Genomic DNA, 18,284 nt, shown 5'->3' on the forward strand with positions numbered 1-18,284 from the left:
TAACAACATAGAACCAAATTGCATAAAAAAAGAGAGAAAAGAGCTATTTTCAAAAGTGAGATTCACTTTTATAACCCTTTTCCCTAATTTTACTTCCAAAAAACATCAAATATTGTAATAGGCATATGGCGTTTATGTTGTGAACGCAAATAATACCCTTCTAGTAATTGGCGAGGTTCTTCTGGGATTTCCTTTCCCTCTAAATAATCATCAATTTGATCATAGGACACACCAAGAGCCACTTCATCTGGCAAAGATGGACGATTTTCCTCCAAGTCTGCTGTTGGTACCTTCGTATAAAGATGCTCTGGACAATTGAGTTCTGCCAATAACTGCTTCCCTTGTCTTTTATTTAAACGAAAGATTGGCATTAAGTCAGCTCCTCCATCACCAAACTTAGTATAAAAACCTGTAATAGCCTCTGCCGCATGATCCGTTCCTAATACAACTGCTCCATTCATTGCAGCAATCGAATATTGCACTTTCATACGCTCCCGCGCTTTTTCGTTCCCTTTGACAAAATCATTCAGCTCAACACCCGCATTTGCTAGGGCCTTCACACTCGCATCGACAGCATCTTTTATATTAACTGTATAAGACCCCGTTGGCTTTATATAGTCGATAGCGTCCTGACAATCTTGCTCATCTGCTTGCACTCCATACGGTAAGCGAATCGCCCAAAATGAATATTTCATTTCACCAACTTCTTTATTCAATTCATCAACAGCTAGTTGCGCTAGTTTTCCTGTTAACGTTGAATCCTGACCACCAGAAATACCAAGAACAAATCCTTTTACAAAACTATAATGTTTCGCATATTCCTTTAAGAAATCAATGGATTTACGTATTTCCTCCTGCGCATTAATAGTTGGTTGTACACGTAATTCTTCAATGATCTGTTGCTGTAAAGTCATCGTTCCATCACTCCCTATTTACATTTGCTTAACCATGTTATGAACTTCTTCAATATTGCGCATTTTATTATCCCAGCATTTTTGACTTAAATCGACTGGATACTCTTCAGGATTCATCGCACGTTTATATTCATCCCATAGCAGCTCTAAATTTCCGGCTGCATAGTCACGCATTTCCTCAAGCGTTGGGTTTGTATAGTTTATTTCGCCATGATGAATCACATGCTGATGTAAATTTTTCGCTTCGAAATTCGTGACAAATTTAGATACAAACGTGTGAATTGGGTGGAACATTTTAATACGGTCCTCCTCCTGAGGATTTTCATCCTGCATCGCGATGTAATCTCCCTCTGCTTTGCCATTCTTTTTATCGATAATACGATATACATTTTTGAGACCTGGCGTTGTTACCTTTTCAGCATTCGCTGATATTTTAATGGTATCCTCCAATTGACCTTCACTATTTTCAATGGCAACCATTTTGTAAACAGCTCCTAACGCAGGCTGGTCATAAGCTGTAATAAGCTTCGTACCAATTCCCCACACGTCAACTTTTGCCCCTTGAGCTTTTAAATTTAATATGGTGTATTCATCCAAATCATTTGAAACAATAATTTTCGCATCATGGAAACCAGCCGCATCTAGCATGCGACGAGCCTCTTTTGATAAAAACGCAATGTCTCCACTATCTAAACGTATACCAATAAAATTAATTTTGTCACCTAATTCTTTGGCTACTTTTATAGCGGTTGGAACACCAGATTTCAAAGTATTGTACGTATCTACAAGAAAAACACAATCTCTATGACGCTTTGCATAAGAATGGAAAGCATCGTAATCATTTTTATACGCCTGTACCAAAGCATGAGCATGTGTGCCAGACACCGGGATGTTAAACAGTTTACCTGCTCGTACATTACTAGTGGAAGCAAAGCCACCTATGAATGCTGCACGCGTCCCCCAAATAGCTGCATCCATTTCCTGAGCGCGTCGTGTACCAAATTCCATGGCCACTTCATTTTTAATAATTTGTTTAATACGGCTAGCCTTCGTTGCTATTAATGTTTGATAATTAACGATGTTCAATAATGCTGTTTCTATAAGCTGAGCCTCCACTAATGGAGCTTCAATTCGAACAATTGGTTCATTGGCAAAAACAAGCTCTCCCTCTACCATCGAATACATATCACCTGTGAATCGAATATCTTTTAAATACTCAATAAAGTCCTCTTTATAACCAACTTCCTCACGTAAATACGTAATATCAGATTCACTAAAACGGAAATTGCGTAAATAATCCAGCATTCGCTCTAGGCCAGCAAATACTGCATAGCCATTGCCAAAAGGTAATTTTCTAAAATACAACTCAAAAATTGCTTTTTTATTATGTATCCCATCAGCCCAATAGGATTCGGCCATATTGATTTGATATAAGTCTGTGTGTAGCGCTAAGCTATCGTCTGCATAGTTTGATCTCACAAGAAACCCCTTCTTCCGCTTTGATAATTAGTCCTAGTATACACTATATACCCAAATTCTTGCGTATGACATTCTCACTCCTCCATGTTAGGTTTTCTAACATTAATAGTCAGAAAATTTAGAACTGTTCATATTTTAGACACAAATTTTAGTACCGCTTTCATTCCCATTCTGAAACCTTTTTCTCACGAATATTTCGAGAACAAAAATAATTCATGTAATAAAAACTAACACGAACTTCCAAAAAGTAATTGCACTCCTGTTCAAGGCAATTTATCATGTAAATTAAAATTACGCAAGGAGCTGGTACAGATGAAAAAAATCGAAGTAATCATTCGTCCTGAGGTTTTTGGAGCCGTTCGGGACGGTCTTGCACAACAAGGAATTGCAGGGTTAAGTGTCTCTGAAATCGCAGGTTGTGGTCGTCAATTAGGGCGGACTGGTTTATTTCGTGGTAATACGTATGAAATCGAATTTTTACCTAAATTGAAATTAGAAATGATTGTAGATGATAGTAAAGTGGATGGCATTGTAGAAATACTATTGCGTGAAGCAGCCACTGGCAAGGTTGGGGACGGGAAAATCTTCATTTATCCAGTAGAACAAGCGATTCGTATCCGAACAAAAGAAGTCGGATCAATTGCAGTAGAATAAGGGGGCGATATAGATGGAAGAAATAATATTATCGGTTAATTTAATTTGGGTGATGTTAGGCACAATTTTAGTCTTTTTTATGCACGCTGGATTCGCTATGGTAGAGGCAGGATTTACACGTTCAAAAAATGCTGTTAACATCATCATGAAAAATTTTCTTACCATTTCCCTAGGGGGAATTGTTTATTTTTTATGTGGCTATGCCATTATGTTTGGTGACACTGTAGGTGGTATTTTCGGCATAAGCGGCTTTGCTTTAAACGGAGTCGATGATCTTTCATTCTTTATTTTCCAAGCAATGTTTGCTGCAACAGGAGCAACTATTTTATCTGGCGCTGTAGCAGAGCGTACTAATATTTTTGCTTATATAGGAATTATTATACTAATGTCATTAGTTGTTTATCCAGTTGTAGGCCATTGGGTTTGGAGTGGTCAAGGTTGGTTGACTGATTTAGGCTTTGTAGATTTTGCCGGCTCGACAGTCGTTCATTTAACAGGTGCTGTAGCCGCTTTTGTCGCAGCAGTTATGGTTGGACCACGACTAGGTAAATATGAAAACGGTCGAGTAAATGTTATTACAGGTCATAGTATACCATTAGGAGCATTAGGCGTATTTTTACTATGGTTCGGTTGGTTTGGCTTTAATGGTGCATCCACTTTAGCTGCTGATCCTGAACTTGTTCCAAATGTCATTGCTAATACATTTTTTGCAGCGGCCGCTGGTGTCGTAGCAACCGCCTTCTATACGAAGTTCCGTTATGGCCATATTGACGGCTCCCTCACATTAAATGGTGCACTAGCAGGACTAGTAGGAATTACAGCAGGTGCAGCGAATGTCAGCATTATCGGTTCTATTATTATCGGTCTTATCGCCGCTCCATTACTTGTTGAAGGTGTACGATTCCTTGAGTGGAAGCTAAAAGTGGATGATCCAGTTGGTGCAATTGCTGTACATGGTATTTGCGGTGTATGGGGGACACTAGCAGTTGGATTATTTGATAGTAACGGTCAAGGTTTATTTTATGGTGGGGGCTTGAGTCTATTAGGCATTCAAGCAGTCGGTGTTATTGCTACAATAGCCTGGGTTAGTGTTTCTGTAACAGCTGGTATATTTATCATCAAAGCTTTTGTACCATTACGGGTAACGGCTGAAGAGGAAATTGCTGGTTTAGACGTTATAGAGCACGGAGCTCCTGCCTACGAATTCCAAGATATTTTTAAGAGTTCTGCTGTTCGAGGAGAAACCTTTGCACATCGTTTAACACATTTTGGTAAAACCCAAAGCAACGTACAACAAGAAGAACAACACATATAACCAAAAGAAAAATCTGCTCTGCCTTTAATAAAAAGCAGGCAGATTTTTTTAGTAAACTAATGATGTTAAGCTTTCTCTAGTTCTAATAAAAATTGTTTTACATCTAGTCCACTACGAAAACCTGTTAATTGACCATTTTTTCCAATGACCCGGTGACATGGAATAATTGCTAAGATTGGATTTGCACCAATAGCACTGCCTACAGCCCTAACCGCTTTGGGGTTCCCAATACGTTCTGCGATACTTCCATACGATGTTGTTGAACCATAGGGTAATTCTTTAAGGGCGTCCCATACAGCTAATTGAAAAGGTGTCCCCTTCACATGGATAGGTACATCAAATTCTGTCAGTTCCTTATTAAAGTATGCTGTTAATTGTTCTTTATATGGTTGCAATTGCTCTTGATTTTCTTCAAAGCTATAACCTTTGAAAGGCTTTTTAGCCCACTCTTTAACCTCATCAAATGATGCATTAGGTGTTCCAATATAGGCAAGTCCATTATTTGAGGCCACAATATACATACTTCCTTGTGCAAACGTTAATGTATCAAAATACAATTTTTCCATTCCCTTTTCTCCCCATTTCTAAAATCTTATATTTAAAATGCATCTTTCCTTCATTTCATGCTACAGTTATTTTACTGACTATAGCAAAGGAGTTACTATATGAATACGCTATACGAGCCTGCCATTCACTTTCAACAAGTTCAATTCTCAGTAAATGACAAAATGATATTAAAGTCAATTACGGGGTCGTTTCCGAAAGGTCAAATTACCACTCTCGTCGGCCCTTCTGGTGCAGGTAAAACAACCCTGCTTAAATTATGTAATGGCCTTCTTTCACCGACAAATGGGCAAATACTTATTGATAATGAGCCCATCTCAAATTATGAGCCCTCAGCATTACGAAGACATGTTGGTATTGCCCTACAAGCTGCTCCTATGATTGCTGGTACTGTTAAGGAAAACATTGCACTCCCGCGGACATTGCAAGGAAAAAAACTTTCTCAACAGGAGGCCATTCAATATTTAGAGGATGTTGGCTTAGATGAAAGCTTCTTATATCAATCCACAAATGAATTATCCGGAGGACAACGTCAAAAGGTTTCTATAGCAAGAACACTTATTAATCAATCCTCTATTTTATTATTAGATGAAATAACCTCCGCTCTCGATCGCCAATCAGTCAAGGACATTGAAAAACTCATCGTCACTATTAATCAAAAATACAATGTAACGATGATTTGGATTACTCACAATTTGCAACAAGCGTTAACAATTGGACACTACACATGGGTCATGATGAATGGAGAGCTAATTGAAACTGGCAAGAGTGCTTTACTTAAAGCACCAACGAACCCACGTGTAGCTGAATTTGTTCAGGGGGCTAACATATGACATATACGTCCTTATCACTGACATTAATATTTGTTTGCATCCCTTTACTGCTATCCAAAACATTAAAATTAGGACTTGAAAAAGATACACTTATTGCAACTCTTCGTTCAATAGTTCAATTGCTTGCTGTTGGCTATATACTTAAATTTGTCTTTGATGCAAATAGTTATATGTATATTTTTCTTATGGTAGCTTTAATGATACTAGTTGCTACGTTTAATGCTCGAAAAAAAGGAGAAGGTATTAAAGGAATCACCTGGAAGATTGCACTGACGCTTGTGATAATAGAAATTATTACACAAGGTGTCTTACTGGGCTTCAACATTGTGCCAGCAACCGCTCAATATATTATTCCCATTAGTGGCATGTTAATTGGCAATTCAATGGTGTTATCCATTTTATTTTTAAACCGATTTACGGCTGAAATTACTAGCCATAAAGATCAAATGGAATTAATCTTGTCACTTGGAGGCACACCTAAACAAGCCGTTCATCGACAACTTATCAATGCCGTAAAAGCAAGTATGATTCCTACTATTGAAAGCCAAAAAACAATTGGCTTGGTACAGCTACCAGGCATGATGAGCGGTCAAATTATAGGTGGTGCCGACCCCATTCAGGCTGTACAATTTCAGCTTTTGATCATCTTCGCTCTTCTAACAACGGCAACATTATCAAGTATCATGATTGGTTTTTTAAGTTATCCTGCACTTTTTAATGAGCGTATGCAAATACTTGAAATGAAATAATTGTTAAGCAGATTTAATATAGTTTTAATAATTTATGATATACTAAAAAGAAAATGCAGTTAGGAGAATGACCATGTTATTACGCGATTTTTTCATCCATCTATCTGAAAACCAACTATTGAATAGTGCTGCAAAGAAATATGGCCTAAAATTAGGAGCACAAAGTGTAGTAGCTGGTACAAATATTGAAGAAACAATTGCAAGCATCAAAGAACTAAATGCACATAATATCTCTTGTACAGTTGATAACCTTGGGGAATTTGTTTCAAGTAAAGAAGAAGCAACTGCTGCAAAAGATAAAATCCTCTCTGTCGTAGAAGCTATTCATGAAAATGATGTAAAAGCACATATTTCATTAAAGCCCTCTCAATTAGGTTTAGATATTGATGTAGATTTCTGCTATGACAATCTGTATGAAATTGTTGAGAAAGCGGCTGCTTACGATATATTCGTTAACTTCGATATGGAAGACTTCGGGCGTCTTCAAACATCCTTTGATATGGTAGAAGAATTATCTAAAACATTTAGTAATGTTGGAACTGTCATTCAATCTTACTTTTACCGTGCAAAGGACGACATTGAAAAATTCAAGGACTATCGTTTACGTATCGTAAAAGGTGCTTATAAAGAGCCTGTTGAAGTTGCTTATCAGGATAAATTGGATATCGATTTAAACTTTATTGAGTTAATTGAATATCATTTATTACATGGTAAATTTACGTCCATTGCAACACATGACCATAATATTATTGCTCACGTTAAACGCTTTGTAGCTGATCATAATATTCCACTTGATAAATTCGAATTCCAAATGCTTTATGGATTCCGTACAGATATGCAAAAAGAGCTAGCAAAAGAAGGCTATAACTTCTGTGTATACGTTCCATTCGGCGAAGATTGGTATGGTTACTTTATGCGTCGCCTAGCTGAACGTCCTCAAAACCTTAACCTTGTCACAAAACAAGTGTTTACGAAAAAGACGAATACAGTTCTTGCTGTAGCAGCAGGTGCGTTCGTTCTTGGACGTTTAACAAAACGCAATAAATAAAACAGAAAAGAACCTTGCCGCAACCATGCGATAAGGTTCTTTTCTTATTTATTCCATCCTTTTTCTTTAAAGCGTGCGATGGCTTCAATTCGATTGCCTACGTTTAATTTTTCTAAAATCGTAGAAATATAGTTACGAACGGTACCAGCAGATAGGAATAGCTCTGCGGCAATTTCCTTTGTTGTTTTGCCCTCTGCCACAAGTGTCAGCACCTGGCTTTCTCGCTCTGTTAATGGATTTTCGCTATCATCCTCATAAACAAAATCAACGAGCTCTGGGGCATAAATCCGTTTACCATCCATTATCGTACGAATTGCAGAAACTAATTCTTCAATAGGGCTATCCTTTAATAAATATCCCCTTACACTAGCTTTTCTAGCACGCTCGAAATAACCCGGTCTAGCAAACGTAGTTAAAATAATGACTTTACAATCCGAGCCAGAGCCATGCATCTCTTCTGCTGCATCAAGGCCAGTTTTAACAGGCATTTCAATATCCATCACACAAATATCAGGCTGGTGCTCTTCAACAAGCATCACTGCTTCCTCACCATTTTTGGCTAAGCCAACGACCTCCATATCATCCTCCATACTAAGTAAAGAGCGAAGAGCGCCTAATAGCATCCCCTGATCTTCAGCAATCACAATTCGTATCATGTCACAAGCCTCTTTTCTATATGTTCTTCAGATTTTCTTTTACACTTTGATGCGTAATAGCCACTGGAATGGTTACCGATAATGTCGTTCCGTCAACACTTTCAATTTTAAAGGAACCATTGATAAACTCTAAACGCTCTCGCATTCCTTTTAACCCGTTCCCAGTCTTCCATGCTTGTTTTTTCGTAATCCCTTGTCCATTATCACGAACTACTAAGTAAACTTCTTTAAAATTTTGATGGAATGCTATTTCGCATTTTGTCGCACCACTATGTTTAACAACATTATTAACAGCCTCTTTTAAGCACATAGACAAAACATTTTCTACAAGTGGTGGCACTTGCAAGGCATTTTTATCGCCCTCAAAGACAAATTCCATCTCTGCTGCCTTTAGTATTTGAGAAATACGCATAAGCTCATCTTCAAATTTTGCTGTCCGCATGTCTGAAACCAATTCACGAACCTCTTTTAAGGCAATACTGGCAGTTTGGCGTATATCCTTAATCTCAACTAAAGCTTGCTGTGGATCACGCTCAATCAACCTTGATGCCAAATCACTTTTCAAACCGATCATAGACAATTTTTGCCCCAATGTATCATGTAAATCACGTGCAATACGTTGTCGTTCTTCAAAAACAATTAACTCAGCAATACGTTCATTGGCCGTTTCTAACTGTCCTTCTAGGTTCTCACGTTTGTTTTTGGAATAGATTGTTAGTGGTAAAAGAACAACAGCCAAAATAGTTAACACGACAAAAGGTAATTGTGATAAAAATAAGTGAAGCTCGACAAAAAAGCCAGCGCCTGTAGAAATGACTGTAAAGCCAATATGTAGACCGTACATGATATAGAAACCAACTGGTCTTCGTATATTTCCAATGAAAAATGCTGTAAAAATGGAAAGATAAACATAACCATATAAAATCGTCATGACAATATTAATAACCATTTCGAAGCTAATCCACATATATACAAGACCGCTTTTCGAATTCATGGAAAATCGATAAAAAATAAAATATAGCATTAAAAACGTAATGCCTATAGAGATTTCTATATAAGATGATTTTCTAAAAATAAAGAAAAACGGTAGAAAGCAAAAAATAATCCATAAATATATACTGAGCATAGGACTATTCGGAATAATACTATGCCATTTCCTCAACATAATCTCACGCTCTTTCCTACTTTTCCCTTATTATAACAAGAAAATTATTTTTTTGCCCATACATGCTTATTTTCTCGGCTATATTTAAAACAGCCATCTCTCTAATTGAGATGGCTGTTTCTAGCTAAGCGGCAATACTGCCTTTTGCTTTACGTTTTATAATTAATTCGACTTCTTTAAATGTGACAAATTTACTTTGCTCTTCATCATATAGCTTATAACGCAATGATTCTAAACTTGTACGTAAAGTAATCGTTGTCGCCGTATGTAATGGCGGCGTTTCATTATGAGCCTTTTCAAGATTATAGTTAGGTACACGAGGTGCCAAGTGATGAACATGATGGAAACCGATATTTCCAGTAACCCATTGCAAGATTTTCGGCAATTTGTAATACGAGCTACCTTCTACTGCGGCTTTCACATAATCCCACTCTGAATCATGTTCAAAGTAAGAATCTTCATAGGTGTGCTGAATATAAAATAACCAAATTCCTAAAGCACCCGCAATAAATAATGTTACACCTTGGACTAATAAAAACGCTTGCCAGCCCATAAAGAAGATTAAAGCGGCACAAACTCCAGCAATAACAATATTCGTTAAAATTGTGTTAGTACGTTCCTTTTGCTTTGCATCCTTACGATTAAAACGATTTAAAACAAGTACCATATATAAAGGTCCTAAACCAAACATTACAAATGGATTACGATAAAAGCGATACCATAATCGTTGTCCCTTTGAGGCTTGCATATATTCTTCCACAGTCATCATATCAATATCACCAATACCACGCTTGTCTAAGTTTGAGCTTGTTGCATGGTGAATTGTATGCTCACGTTTCCATTTTTCATATGGGAATGAAGTTAACACCCCAGTAAAAAATCCAACCCAGTCGTTTGCCTTTTTACTTTTGAAAAATGATCCATGTGTACAATCGTGAAAGATAATAAAAGTTCTTACGACAAAACCTGCTGAAATAACACTTAAACCAACTGTTAGCCAAGGTGAAACATCAACTAACAAGTAACCTGCCACCCACAAAGCAATTAACGGTACAATGGTATTAATCATTTGAAAAACACTTTTACGCGTGTCTGATTTAGCAAAAGGCGCTACATCTTGGCGTAATTTTTTTGTTTTTTCTTTTATTGTTGCCATCTTTTACTCCCTCGTTTCCTTTTTCTTATGACCTCATCATAAAATAAGAGTATAAGTCAGCAACAGACGCAAACATCACAAAAAGGATATGACATTTGTCATATCCTTTTATGAATCGGTCCAGTCAGATGTAGTTGATAGAACACAAGATCTAGCCATTGTTCAAACTTATAGCCTGCATTTTTTATGGTTCCTGCATATTCAAAGCCTAGTTTCTCATGTGCTTTAATACTACCAATATTTTCTCCATCTATACCTGCAACTAATGTCTTTACCCCTTTCTCCTTCGCTATCTCTATAAGCTGAAGCATAAGATTCGTTGCAATACCTTTTTGATAGTGCTCCTTATGTACATAAACGGAGTGCTCCATAGTATATTTATAACCCGGATAAGGACGGAATTGACTATAAGTTGCAAAGCCAGCGACCATCCCATTATCATCAAATACAAGCAACGGATTTCCTAATGCTTGCTGTTCCCTAAACCACTTCACTTTTTCATCTAAAGATTGAATTTCATATCGATAGACTGCTTTGCTTGTTAAAATTATATCATTATAAATTTCTAATACCTCAGGTATATCTTTTTCTTCCATCAATCGAATTATTTTCCTCACGTCCTTCCGACATTATCCTTATCTTCGATTGTAAGAAAAGAAGATATAGATAGACTTATCATTCCACTATCTATATCCTCAATTTTACGCCTTACACATTGAAATAACGAGCATCAGGGTGAGCAAAAACAATCGCCGATACAGATGCTTCTGGCTCCATCATAAAGCCTTCCGTTAAATGAACACCAATATCTTCTGGCTTTAGTAAACCAAATAATTTTTCTTGATCCTCTAAGTTTGGGCATGCTGGATAACCAAATGAAAAACGTTGTCCCTGGTACTTAGCCGCAAAACGATCGCGCATCGTGAAATCTGTCACATCTGGGAAACCCCATTGATCACGTATTTCTTGATGCATGCGTTCAGCAAAGCCCTCTGCTAATTCTAGTGCCGTCGACTGCAAGGCATGACTTTCAAGGAATTTGCCATCTTCTTTTAGCTGACGAGCTTTTGCCATAACTCCTTGCCCTGCTGTCACTACCATAAGGGCAATATAATCCATTTCTCCACTTTCTACCGTTCTTAAGAAATCAGCCAGGCATAAAAAAGGGTCTATCTGCTGACGTGGGAATGTAAAACGTTCAATTTCTGTCTTGCTATCCGCTGGATCATAAATAATTACATCATCTCCATCTGCTTGGGCAGGGAAAAATTGATATAAACCTGAAGGCTTTAATAAATCACTTTTTAAATAATCATCCACTAAATCTTTTAGCTCTGTAGCTCTTGGATCGCCAGCATCTAGTAATGGTTGCACTTGCCCTTTTAACCCCAAATGATGCCCCAACAATGTCCGCATATTCACATATGGATATAAATGAGAGACAGCGTATTCTTTCTTTACATGACGGCGTAAATCAGCAGGTAAAAAAACTGGTGCTTCCTTTACGGTACGCGCAGGTTTTATTGTGACCTCTTTGGCAGGACGAGCCGCTCTTTTTTCATCTGCCTCTAAACGTTTTTGTCGAGATTCCGCTATTTCTGCTAAGAAGTTTTCACGTGTCCCCTCACCCATTAGTAAATTTGCCTGCTCTAATCCTTGCATCGCATCCTTTGAATAAATAACAGGACCACCATATTCATCAGCAATTTTTGTTTCTGTAAAACGTCGAGAAAGTGCAGCTCCTCCTACTAAAATGGGTACATCAATTCCCGCTTCTTTGAAATCTTGAGCAGTAGTGACCATTTGCTGGGCAGATTTGACTAATAAACCTGATAATCCGATGAAATCTGGCTTTTCCTTGCGAATAGCTTCTATTAATTGAGCAGGCGTCACCTTGATACCTAAATCTACAACCTTATAGCCATTATTACTTAAAATAATATCAACAAGGTTTTTTCCAATATCATGCACATCACCTTTTACAGTAGCAAGCACCATTTTACCCTTACCAGCGCTCTCCTCGTTCTTCTCCATGTATTGCTCTAAATGGGCAACAGCAGCCTTCATCACTCCAGCAGATTGTAAAACCTCCGCTACGATCAGTTGGTTATCATTAAATAAACGACCAACCTCAGCCATCCCATTCATAAGAGGTCCATTTATGATATCAAGAGGTGTCTCAAATATTTCTCGGGCAGCCTCTAAATCAGCAATAAGTCCTTCTTTGGTCCCTTCCAATATATAGTAGGCTAAGCGACCTTCTACAGTTTTCGGAATATCAGCTTCCGTCTTTTCCTTCTTTTTGTCACGATAAAAATCGGTAAATACAGCTAATGTTTCATCATTTGTATTAAATAACAAATCATTGGCTAGTTTTATTTCTGCTTCTGGAATAGATGCGTACCGTTCTAGCTTCTCGGTATTTACAATGGCATAATCTAAACCAGCCTGTGTACAATGATAAAGATATACAGCATTGAGAACTTCGCGTCCAACCGGTGGTAAGCCAAACGAAATATTACTAACGCCAAGCACCGTTAAAGTACGAGGCATTTTTTCTTTGATGAGACGTATTCCTTCAATTGTTTCAAGTGCTGAGCCAATATATTGCTCATCCCCCGTTCCTACTGGGAACATTAATGGGTCAAAGATGATATCTTCAGGTTCAATTCCCCATTTTTCTGTTAGTAATTGATAGGAACGCTCAGCAATTTCAAGCTTCCGATGACGATCGACTGCCATCCCTGTCTCATCGATTGTTCCCACAACTAACGAGGCACCATACTTTTTCACTAATGGCAATACTGCATCAAATCGTTCTTCGCCATCTTCTAGATTAATAGAGTTAATGATGGCCTTTCCTTGCGAAAATTTGAGTGCCTCTTCAATAACCTTTTCGTCTGTGGAATCAATAACAAGTGGAACCTTCACTTTTTTTACGACCTCCTGCATAAAGCCACGGATATCTGCTAATTCATCCCGATCTGGGTTCGCTAAACAAATATCTATGACATGTGCGCCGTTTTTCACTTGCGCCCTTGCAATCTCAGCCGCTTCCTCAAACTTTCCATCAATAATTAAGTTTTTAAATTTGCGGGAACCAATAACATTTGTTCTTTCCCCAATAAATAACGGACGCATAGAATCATCGTATAGAAGTGGCTCGATCCCTGATACTACGTGACCATGCGTTTTTTCTGGTAGCTGACGAGGCTTTTCATCCTTTAAAGCTTCACGAATGGCCGCAATATGTGCTGGAGTTGTACCACAGCATCCACCTACAATATTGAGCCAACCTTTTTCTGCAAATCCTTTTAATTTTTGCGATAAAGATTCTGGAGACTCATGATAACATCCTTCCTCATCCGGTAAGCCTGCATTCGGATAACAGCTAATATACCCTGTTGACAGCTCTGCTAACGAGCGTATATGATCCGTCATAAATTCCGGTCCCGTTGCACAGTTTAAGCCCACTGATAGTGGTTGAATATGCTCGATGGAAATATAAAAAGCATCAATGGTTTGTCCTGCAAGAGTAGTACCCATAGGCTCAATCGTTCCAGAAATCATAACAGGTAGCTCTTTGCCAGTTTTCTCGAAAGCACGCGTTACCCCAAGGGTACCTGCTTTCACATTTAACATATCCTGACTTGTCTCTAGTAAAAGCACATCTGCCCCTGCTTCAATCAATGCCTTTGCTTGTACATAAAAATTTTCTTCTAATTCATCAAATGTAATACCACCTGTTACGGATAGTGTTTTAGTTGTTGGACCCATTGCACCAGCAACAAAGCGGGGCCAATCAGAAGTAGAATAATTATCTACTGCTTGGCGAGCAATCTCGACTGCACGTTTATTAATTTCCTCCGCTTTTGCACCCAGACTATATTCATTTAATACAAGTGGTGTTCCACCGAATGTATTTGTACAAATAATATCTGCTCCTGCCTCTAAGTATTTATGATGTATTTTTTCAATGACATCAGGTCTAGTTAGCACTAGATTTTCATTACACCCATCTAGCTCCTCCCCGCCAAAATCATCTGCTGTTAAGTTTTCATTTTGCAGCATTGTTCCCATCGCGCCATCAAGAATTAATATTCGTTTATCAAGTTGTTCTTCAATTAAGTGCTTAGCCATTTATACTTACCCCTTTTTTCTGTTCATCCAATTGCTCTATATATTTCATTAACTCTAATGTCACATCGTAGCGTAAAAATGGTGTAATGAGGTAAATTCCATTGAAATATTGCGCAGCCACTTCTACTAATTCCTTGGCAATTGCAATACCTTCAAGTGTGGCGCGTTCCTTATCTTCACCACATGCTTTCATTCTTGCTAAAGCATCTTCAGATAATTTAATACCTGGCACCTCATGATGTAAAAATTCAGCACTTTTATAACTCGTAACGGGCATAATACCAATATAAATCGGTGCTTGTAAATGCTTGGTTGCTTCATAAATTTCTATCATTTTTTCCTTCGTATACACAGGCTGTGAAATGAAGTAGTCTGCCCCATGCTCAATCTTTTTTTCTAAGCGTGCAACAGCACGATCTAAAACACGAACATTTGGGTTAAATGCAGCAGCCACAGAGAAATTTGCCTTTTTTCGGAGTGGTTTCCCTGAGAAAGAGACTCCCTCATTTAATTGTTTAATTAATTGGATAAGCTCCATCGAGGAGACATCATATACACTGGTGGCACCAGGAAAGTCTCCAACCTTCGTTGGGTCACCCGTAACAGCTAACACATCATGAATCCCTAATGCATTTAAGCCCATTAAATGCGATTGCAGGCCAATTAAATTACGATCTCGACAGGTAATATGAGTAAGAGGGCGTACACCATTCGTACTTTTCAATAAGGCACCCATTGCAATATTGCTAATACGTGGGGATGCCAATGAATTGTCTGCCATCATCACTACATCGGCACCTGCCTCATATAGTTGTTTGGCCCCTTCAAGAAATCCTTCTATTTCTAAGTGTCTAGGCGTATCCAACTCCACGATGACCGAGCGCTCACGTTTTACTTTTTCATGAAGTGGTTCATACTTAGCTGGCTCTGCATCACGAACAATCTCAATCTTTGCAGGTTTCGCATACTTTTCACTAACTGGTGATAGCTCCTCTAAATACTTCTTTGCGGCTGCAATATGCTTTGGTGTCGTACCACAACACCCCCCAATTAAGCGTACCCCTTGATCACGCAGCTCGACAGCAGCGCGACCAAAATAATCAGCCTCCGACTCATAAACAACACGCCCATCCTCTAAATCTAATAACGAAGCATTTGGATAGGCCGACATAAACGCCTTTTCTGGAAGTTCTACACCCTCAAAAGCTTGAATCGTATGATATGGACCTAGACGGCAATTGACACCTACTATATCTGCACCAAGAATCTCTAGCTCATGTAGTGCAATATTTAGAGACATACCATTTTGTAAAACACCAGGCTCATGCATAGATACTTGAGCAATTATCGGTATATTAGTTTTGGCGCGTAGCATTTTTAATGTTGCTGTTAATTCTTCAAAATCGTAATAGGTTTCGAGTAAAAGGCCATCTGGATTCCCTGCAAGTAGCACACTTGCCTGTTCTTCAACGGTCTTTAAAATGTCATTTAATGTGGCATCGCTTTTACGAATACCACGAATACCACCTATTGTTCCTAAAACAAATTGACCGCCATCTGCTGCTGCTCGCTTGGCAATAGTAATAGCTGCTTCATTAAATCGTTGGACACTCGATTCTAGTCCATAGCGAGCTAATTTAATGGCATTGGCACCGTATGTATTCGTTTGAATGATATCAGCACCAGCTGCAATGTACTCTCTATGAATCTTTTCAATTAATTCAGGTCTTTGAACATTCATTTCCTCATGGCAATACTCCAATCCATAGCCATACAACACTGTGCCTATTGCACCATCTGCCGTCAATACATGTGTTTTTAACCTTTCCAGCAATCCCATAAATCTAGCCTCTCTTCCTCTATCTCTGTATAATAAAAAGCCTTCTTTTATATAAAAAGAAGGCTTTAACGACTCATCATTATTGTTCCTTCTCATCTTCGACTCAACGGTCTTCTGGATTTAGCACCTGACAAAAAGTTGGTTGCTGAAGCTTCAATGGGCCAGTCCCTCTGCTTCTCTTGATAAGAATTATTAAGTATGAATTTTTTAAATAATTAAAAGAATCATATCGTTTACAGACGTATGAGTCAAGACTATTTCTCACAACAAAGAATTTTTCCGCTTAAAAACTTAAAGATTGGATAGTTCTTCCGCAAGCTCTTCACCAATTTTTTTCCCATTTTGAATGCAAGCACCAATACCTACTCCAAAATAAGAGCAACCTGCTATCGATAAATTCGGGTAGTTTTCATTTAGCTCTAGTAATAAGCCTTGCAGCGCTTCACGATGTGCTAAGTCATATTTAGGCATTTGATCAATCCACTTTGTAACATTCACAACGGTTGGTTTTTCATCGATTCCTAGGCTTTTTCGAACATCTTCTAAAGCAACCGCTGCCAATTCATCATCAGTCATATCACGTAACTGCTCATACGCCGGATTTATACTCTTATAGAATAGGCGCACAAGTAATTGATTGTTTTTCGATGTATGCTTCCACTTACGACTCGTCCAAGTTGCTGCATTACAAGTGACATCAGAATTATGAGATACAATATAGCCTGTACCATCCGCTGGTAAGTTTGCATCAGGCACATCAAAGCCCAGATAAATGGTAATGGCTGACGCTGTAGTAAACTGATTAAAATAATGTGTTAAGGAGTCGTCCTGCAATATACTTTGGACTGCCTCATTTGGTAGTGCTAGAACAACATAATCTGCCTCAATGTTTTGACCACTTGTTAAGGAAATCAAAAAGTGGTTCTCCATTTTTTTGACCTGACTTGTGGCTACACCTTTAATGATGTCTACATCTGTTAATGTTTGCTCTAATCGCTCAATTAAAGAGGATAATCCATTTTGAAATGAAATAAATTTTTTATTAGCTGCTTTAACAAATTGCTCACGATTCGCATCAAAACCTTTTATGATACTTCCATATTCATTTTTATAGTCAATTAAATACGGTAAAGTGGAGGCAATAGAAAGCTGGTGTAAATCACCAGAATAGACACCTGCTAGAACTGGTGCAATTTGATTTTCCACTAGCTCTTCACCAAGGTAATAAGTTAGAAATTCCCCTATCGAGCTTTCTTTTGTAAAGCCTGCATTGGGTAAAGTTAAATCTTTTAAAGCTTCTTGTTTGGCCTGATCAGAGATAAGTGTGCTTTCTTCAAGTGATGCCACACTCATAGGTATACCGAAAGTAGAATCCGCTGGGATGGCGTGCAGCTCGTTATTTGTATAAATATAGGATATACCTGTTTCGTTGTAAACGAGATGATCTTCAAAATCTAGCTCCTGCACTAGCTCCATTACACCTTTATGGCGAGCTACAATAGAATCAGCACCAGTTTCCATAATAAAACCTTGTTCATAGGCTGAATATAATTTACCACCTAAATATGTATTTTTTTCTACGAGCACTAGCTGAACATCTAAATTTTTTTCCTTCACTTGACGTTGTAGATAATGCATTGTGCATAACCCAGTAATACCGCCACCTAATACAACAACTGTTTTCATAGTAAACCGCCCCTATTTTTAGTTCTGTCTACAGTATAAACTTATTTTCATTGAAAATTACGTTAAACCCTTTACAAATTTAGCA

At 38.1% G+C, this 18,284-nt stretch carries 15 protein-coding genes and 1 riboswitch; of the genes, 5 read left to right on the top strand and 10 right to left on the bottom strand.

The features are described 5' to 3' along the window. Nucleotides 1-89: 89 nt before the first annotated feature. Together nadE and ACP3VS_RS17840 are read right to left on the bottom strand one after the other, a co-directional pair. Entirely contained in the window at nucleotides 90-914 is an 825-nt protein-coding gene (gene nadE, locus ACP3VS_RS17835; protein ID WP_031416370.1) for an ammonia-dependent NAD(+) synthetase, read from the bottom strand. 18 nt (nucleotides 915-932) lie between these two features. Further along, the gene (locus tag ACP3VS_RS17840) at nucleotides 933-2,393 is read right to left on the bottom strand and encodes a nicotinate phosphoribosyltransferase (RefSeq protein ID WP_281486871.1); all 1,461 of its coding nucleotides are present in this window, start codon (nucleotides 2,391-2,393) and stop codon (nucleotides 933-935) included. Nucleotides 2,394-2,705: 312 nt separating this feature from the next. On the opposite strand from ACP3VS_RS17840, the gene ACP3VS_RS17845 reads away from it, so the two are divergent. Both ACP3VS_RS17845 and ACP3VS_RS17850 read left to right on the top strand, forming a co-directional pair. After that, entirely contained in the window at nucleotides 2,706-3,047 is a 342-nt protein-coding gene (locus ACP3VS_RS17845; RefSeq protein WP_012291989.1) for a P-II family nitrogen regulator, read from the top strand. Between the two features lie 13 nt (nucleotides 3,048-3,060). Then, complete coding sequence (locus ACP3VS_RS17850; protein WP_012291988.1) at nucleotides 3,061-4,362, top strand: ammonium transporter; 1,302 nt, start codon at nucleotides 3,061-3,063, stop codon at nucleotides 4,360-4,362. A 65-nt stretch (nucleotides 4,363-4,427) separates the two neighbouring features. Here the strand turns inward: ACP3VS_RS17850 and ACP3VS_RS17855 are convergent, their stop codons facing one another. Next, nucleotides 4,428-4,928 carry a methylated-DNA--[protein]-cysteine S-methyltransferase gene (locus tag ACP3VS_RS17855; RefSeq protein ID WP_012291987.1) on the bottom strand — a complete coding sequence of 167 codons (501 nt, stop codon included), beginning with the start codon at nucleotides 4,926-4,928 and terminating at the stop codon, nucleotides 4,428-4,430. A gap of 99 nt (nucleotides 4,929-5,027) precedes the next feature. Between ACP3VS_RS17855 and ACP3VS_RS17860 the strand changes: the two genes are divergently transcribed. From ACP3VS_RS17860 to ACP3VS_RS17870, 3 genes are all read left to right on the top strand, one after another. After that, entirely contained in the window at nucleotides 5,028-5,759 is a 732-nt protein-coding gene (locus ACP3VS_RS17860) for an ABC transporter ATP-binding protein (protein ID WP_036164149.1), read from the top strand. Next, entirely contained in the window at nucleotides 5,756-6,508 is a 753-nt protein-coding gene (locus ACP3VS_RS17865) for an ABC transporter permease (protein ID WP_012291985.1), read from the top strand. The genes ACP3VS_RS17860 and ACP3VS_RS17865 overlap by 4 nt, the downstream gene beginning before the upstream one ends. Nucleotides 6,509-6,581: 73 nt before the next feature. After that, a complete protein-coding gene (locus ACP3VS_RS17870; protein ID WP_012291984.1) occupies nucleotides 6,582-7,556 on the top strand; it encodes a proline dehydrogenase family protein in 975 nt (324 codons plus the stop codon). Between the two features lie 44 nt (nucleotides 7,557-7,600). On the opposite strand, the gene ACP3VS_RS17875 is transcribed toward ACP3VS_RS17870, so the two are convergent. From ACP3VS_RS17875 to ACP3VS_RS17905, 7 genes are all read right to left on the bottom strand, one after another. Next, the gene (locus ACP3VS_RS17875; protein ID WP_031416364.1) at nucleotides 7,601-8,212 is read right to left on the bottom strand and encodes a response regulator transcription factor; all 612 of its coding nucleotides are present in this window, start codon (nucleotides 8,210-8,212) and stop codon (nucleotides 7,601-7,603) included. Nucleotides 8,213-8,228: 16 nt separating this feature from the next. Further along, nucleotides 8,229-9,377 carry a sensor histidine kinase gene (locus ACP3VS_RS17880; protein WP_418903501.1) on the bottom strand — a complete coding sequence of 383 codons (1,149 nt, stop codon included), beginning with the start codon at nucleotides 9,375-9,377 and terminating at the stop codon, nucleotides 8,229-8,231. 124 nt (nucleotides 9,378-9,501) lie between these two features. Further along, nucleotides 9,502-10,533, bottom strand: a complete 1,032-nt coding sequence (locus tag ACP3VS_RS17885; protein WP_012291981.1) for a fatty acid desaturase — start codon at nucleotides 10,531-10,533, stop codon at nucleotides 9,502-9,504. A 98-nt stretch (nucleotides 10,534-10,631) separates the two neighbouring features. Beyond that, nucleotides 10,632-11,141: a GNAT family N-acetyltransferase gene (locus tag ACP3VS_RS17890; protein ID WP_036164154.1), complete on the bottom strand. Its 510-nt coding sequence runs from the start codon at nucleotides 11,139-11,141 to the stop codon at nucleotides 10,632-10,634. A gap of 100 nt (nucleotides 11,142-11,241) precedes the next feature. After that, the gene (gene metH / locus ACP3VS_RS17895; RefSeq protein ID WP_012291979.1) at nucleotides 11,242-14,673 is read right to left on the bottom strand and encodes a methionine synthase; all 3,432 of its coding nucleotides are present in this window, start codon (nucleotides 14,671-14,673) and stop codon (nucleotides 11,242-11,244) included. Beyond that, nucleotides 14,666-16,513 carry a bifunctional homocysteine S-methyltransferase/methylenetetrahydrofolate reductase gene (locus tag ACP3VS_RS17900; RefSeq protein WP_031416357.1) on the bottom strand — a complete coding sequence of 616 codons (1,848 nt, stop codon included), beginning with the start codon at nucleotides 16,511-16,513 and terminating at the stop codon, nucleotides 14,666-14,668. The genes metH and ACP3VS_RS17900 overlap by 8 nt, the downstream gene beginning before the upstream one ends. 89 nt (nucleotides 16,514-16,602) lie before the next feature. Then, nucleotides 16,603-16,702, bottom strand: a riboswitch (SAM riboswitch). Nucleotides 16,703-16,804: 102 nt separating this feature from the next. Continuing rightward, the gene (locus ACP3VS_RS17905; RefSeq protein ID WP_036164147.1) at nucleotides 16,805-18,199 is read right to left on the bottom strand and encodes a protoporphyrinogen oxidase; all 1,395 of its coding nucleotides are present in this window, start codon (nucleotides 18,197-18,199) and stop codon (nucleotides 16,805-16,807) included. Between the last annotated feature and the right edge of the window lie 85 nt (nucleotides 18,200-18,284).

This window comes from Lysinibacillus sp. VIII_CA (assembly GCF_049943995.1).
Lineage (GTDB): Bacteria > Bacillota > Bacilli > Bacillales_A > Planococcaceae > Lysinibacillus > Lysinibacillus pinottii.

Coding starts and splice junctions, on each gene's coding strand:
- ACP3VS_RS17900 (WP_031416357.1), bottom strand. CDS start 16,513: ATGGGATTGCTGGAAAGGTTAAAAACACATGTATTGACGGCAGATGGT.
- metH (WP_012291979.1), bottom strand. CDS start 14,673: ATGGCTAAGCACTTAATTGAAGAACAACTTGATAAACGAATATTAATT.
- ACP3VS_RS17870 (WP_012291984.1), top strand. CDS start 6,582: ATGTTATTACGCGATTTTTTCATCCATCTATCTGAAAACCAACTATTG.
- ACP3VS_RS17860 (WP_036164149.1), top strand. CDS start 5,028: ATGAATACGCTATACGAGCCTGCCATTCACTTTCAACAAGTTCAATTC.
- ACP3VS_RS17885 (WP_012291981.1), bottom strand. CDS start 10,533: ATGGCAACAATAAAAGAAAAAACAAAAAAATTACGCCAAGATGTAGCG.
- nadE (WP_031416370.1), bottom strand. CDS start 914: ATGACTTTACAGCAACAGATCATTGAAGAATTACGTGTACAACCAACT.
- ACP3VS_RS17875 (WP_031416364.1), bottom strand. CDS start 8,212: ATGATACGAATTGTGATTGCTGAAGATCAGGGGATGCTATTAGGCGCT.
- ACP3VS_RS17855 (WP_012291987.1), bottom strand. CDS start 4,928: ATGGAAAAATTGTATTTTGATACATTAACGTTTGCACAAGGAAGTATG.
- ACP3VS_RS17850 (WP_012291988.1), top strand. CDS start 3,061: ATGGAAGAAATAATATTATCGGTTAATTTAATTTGGGTGATGTTAGGC.
- ACP3VS_RS17845 (WP_012291989.1), top strand. CDS start 2,706: ATGAAAAAAATCGAAGTAATCATTCGTCCTGAGGTTTTTGGAGCCGTT.
- ACP3VS_RS17905 (WP_036164147.1), bottom strand. CDS start 18,199: ATGAAAACAGTTGTTGTATTAGGTGGCGGTATTACTGGGTTATGCACA.
- ACP3VS_RS17880 (WP_418903501.1), bottom strand. CDS start 9,377: ATGTTGAGGAAATGGCATAGTATTATTCCGAATAGTCCTATGCTCAGT.
- ACP3VS_RS17865 (WP_012291985.1), top strand. CDS start 5,756: ATGACATATACGTCCTTATCACTGACATTAATATTTGTTTGCATCCCT.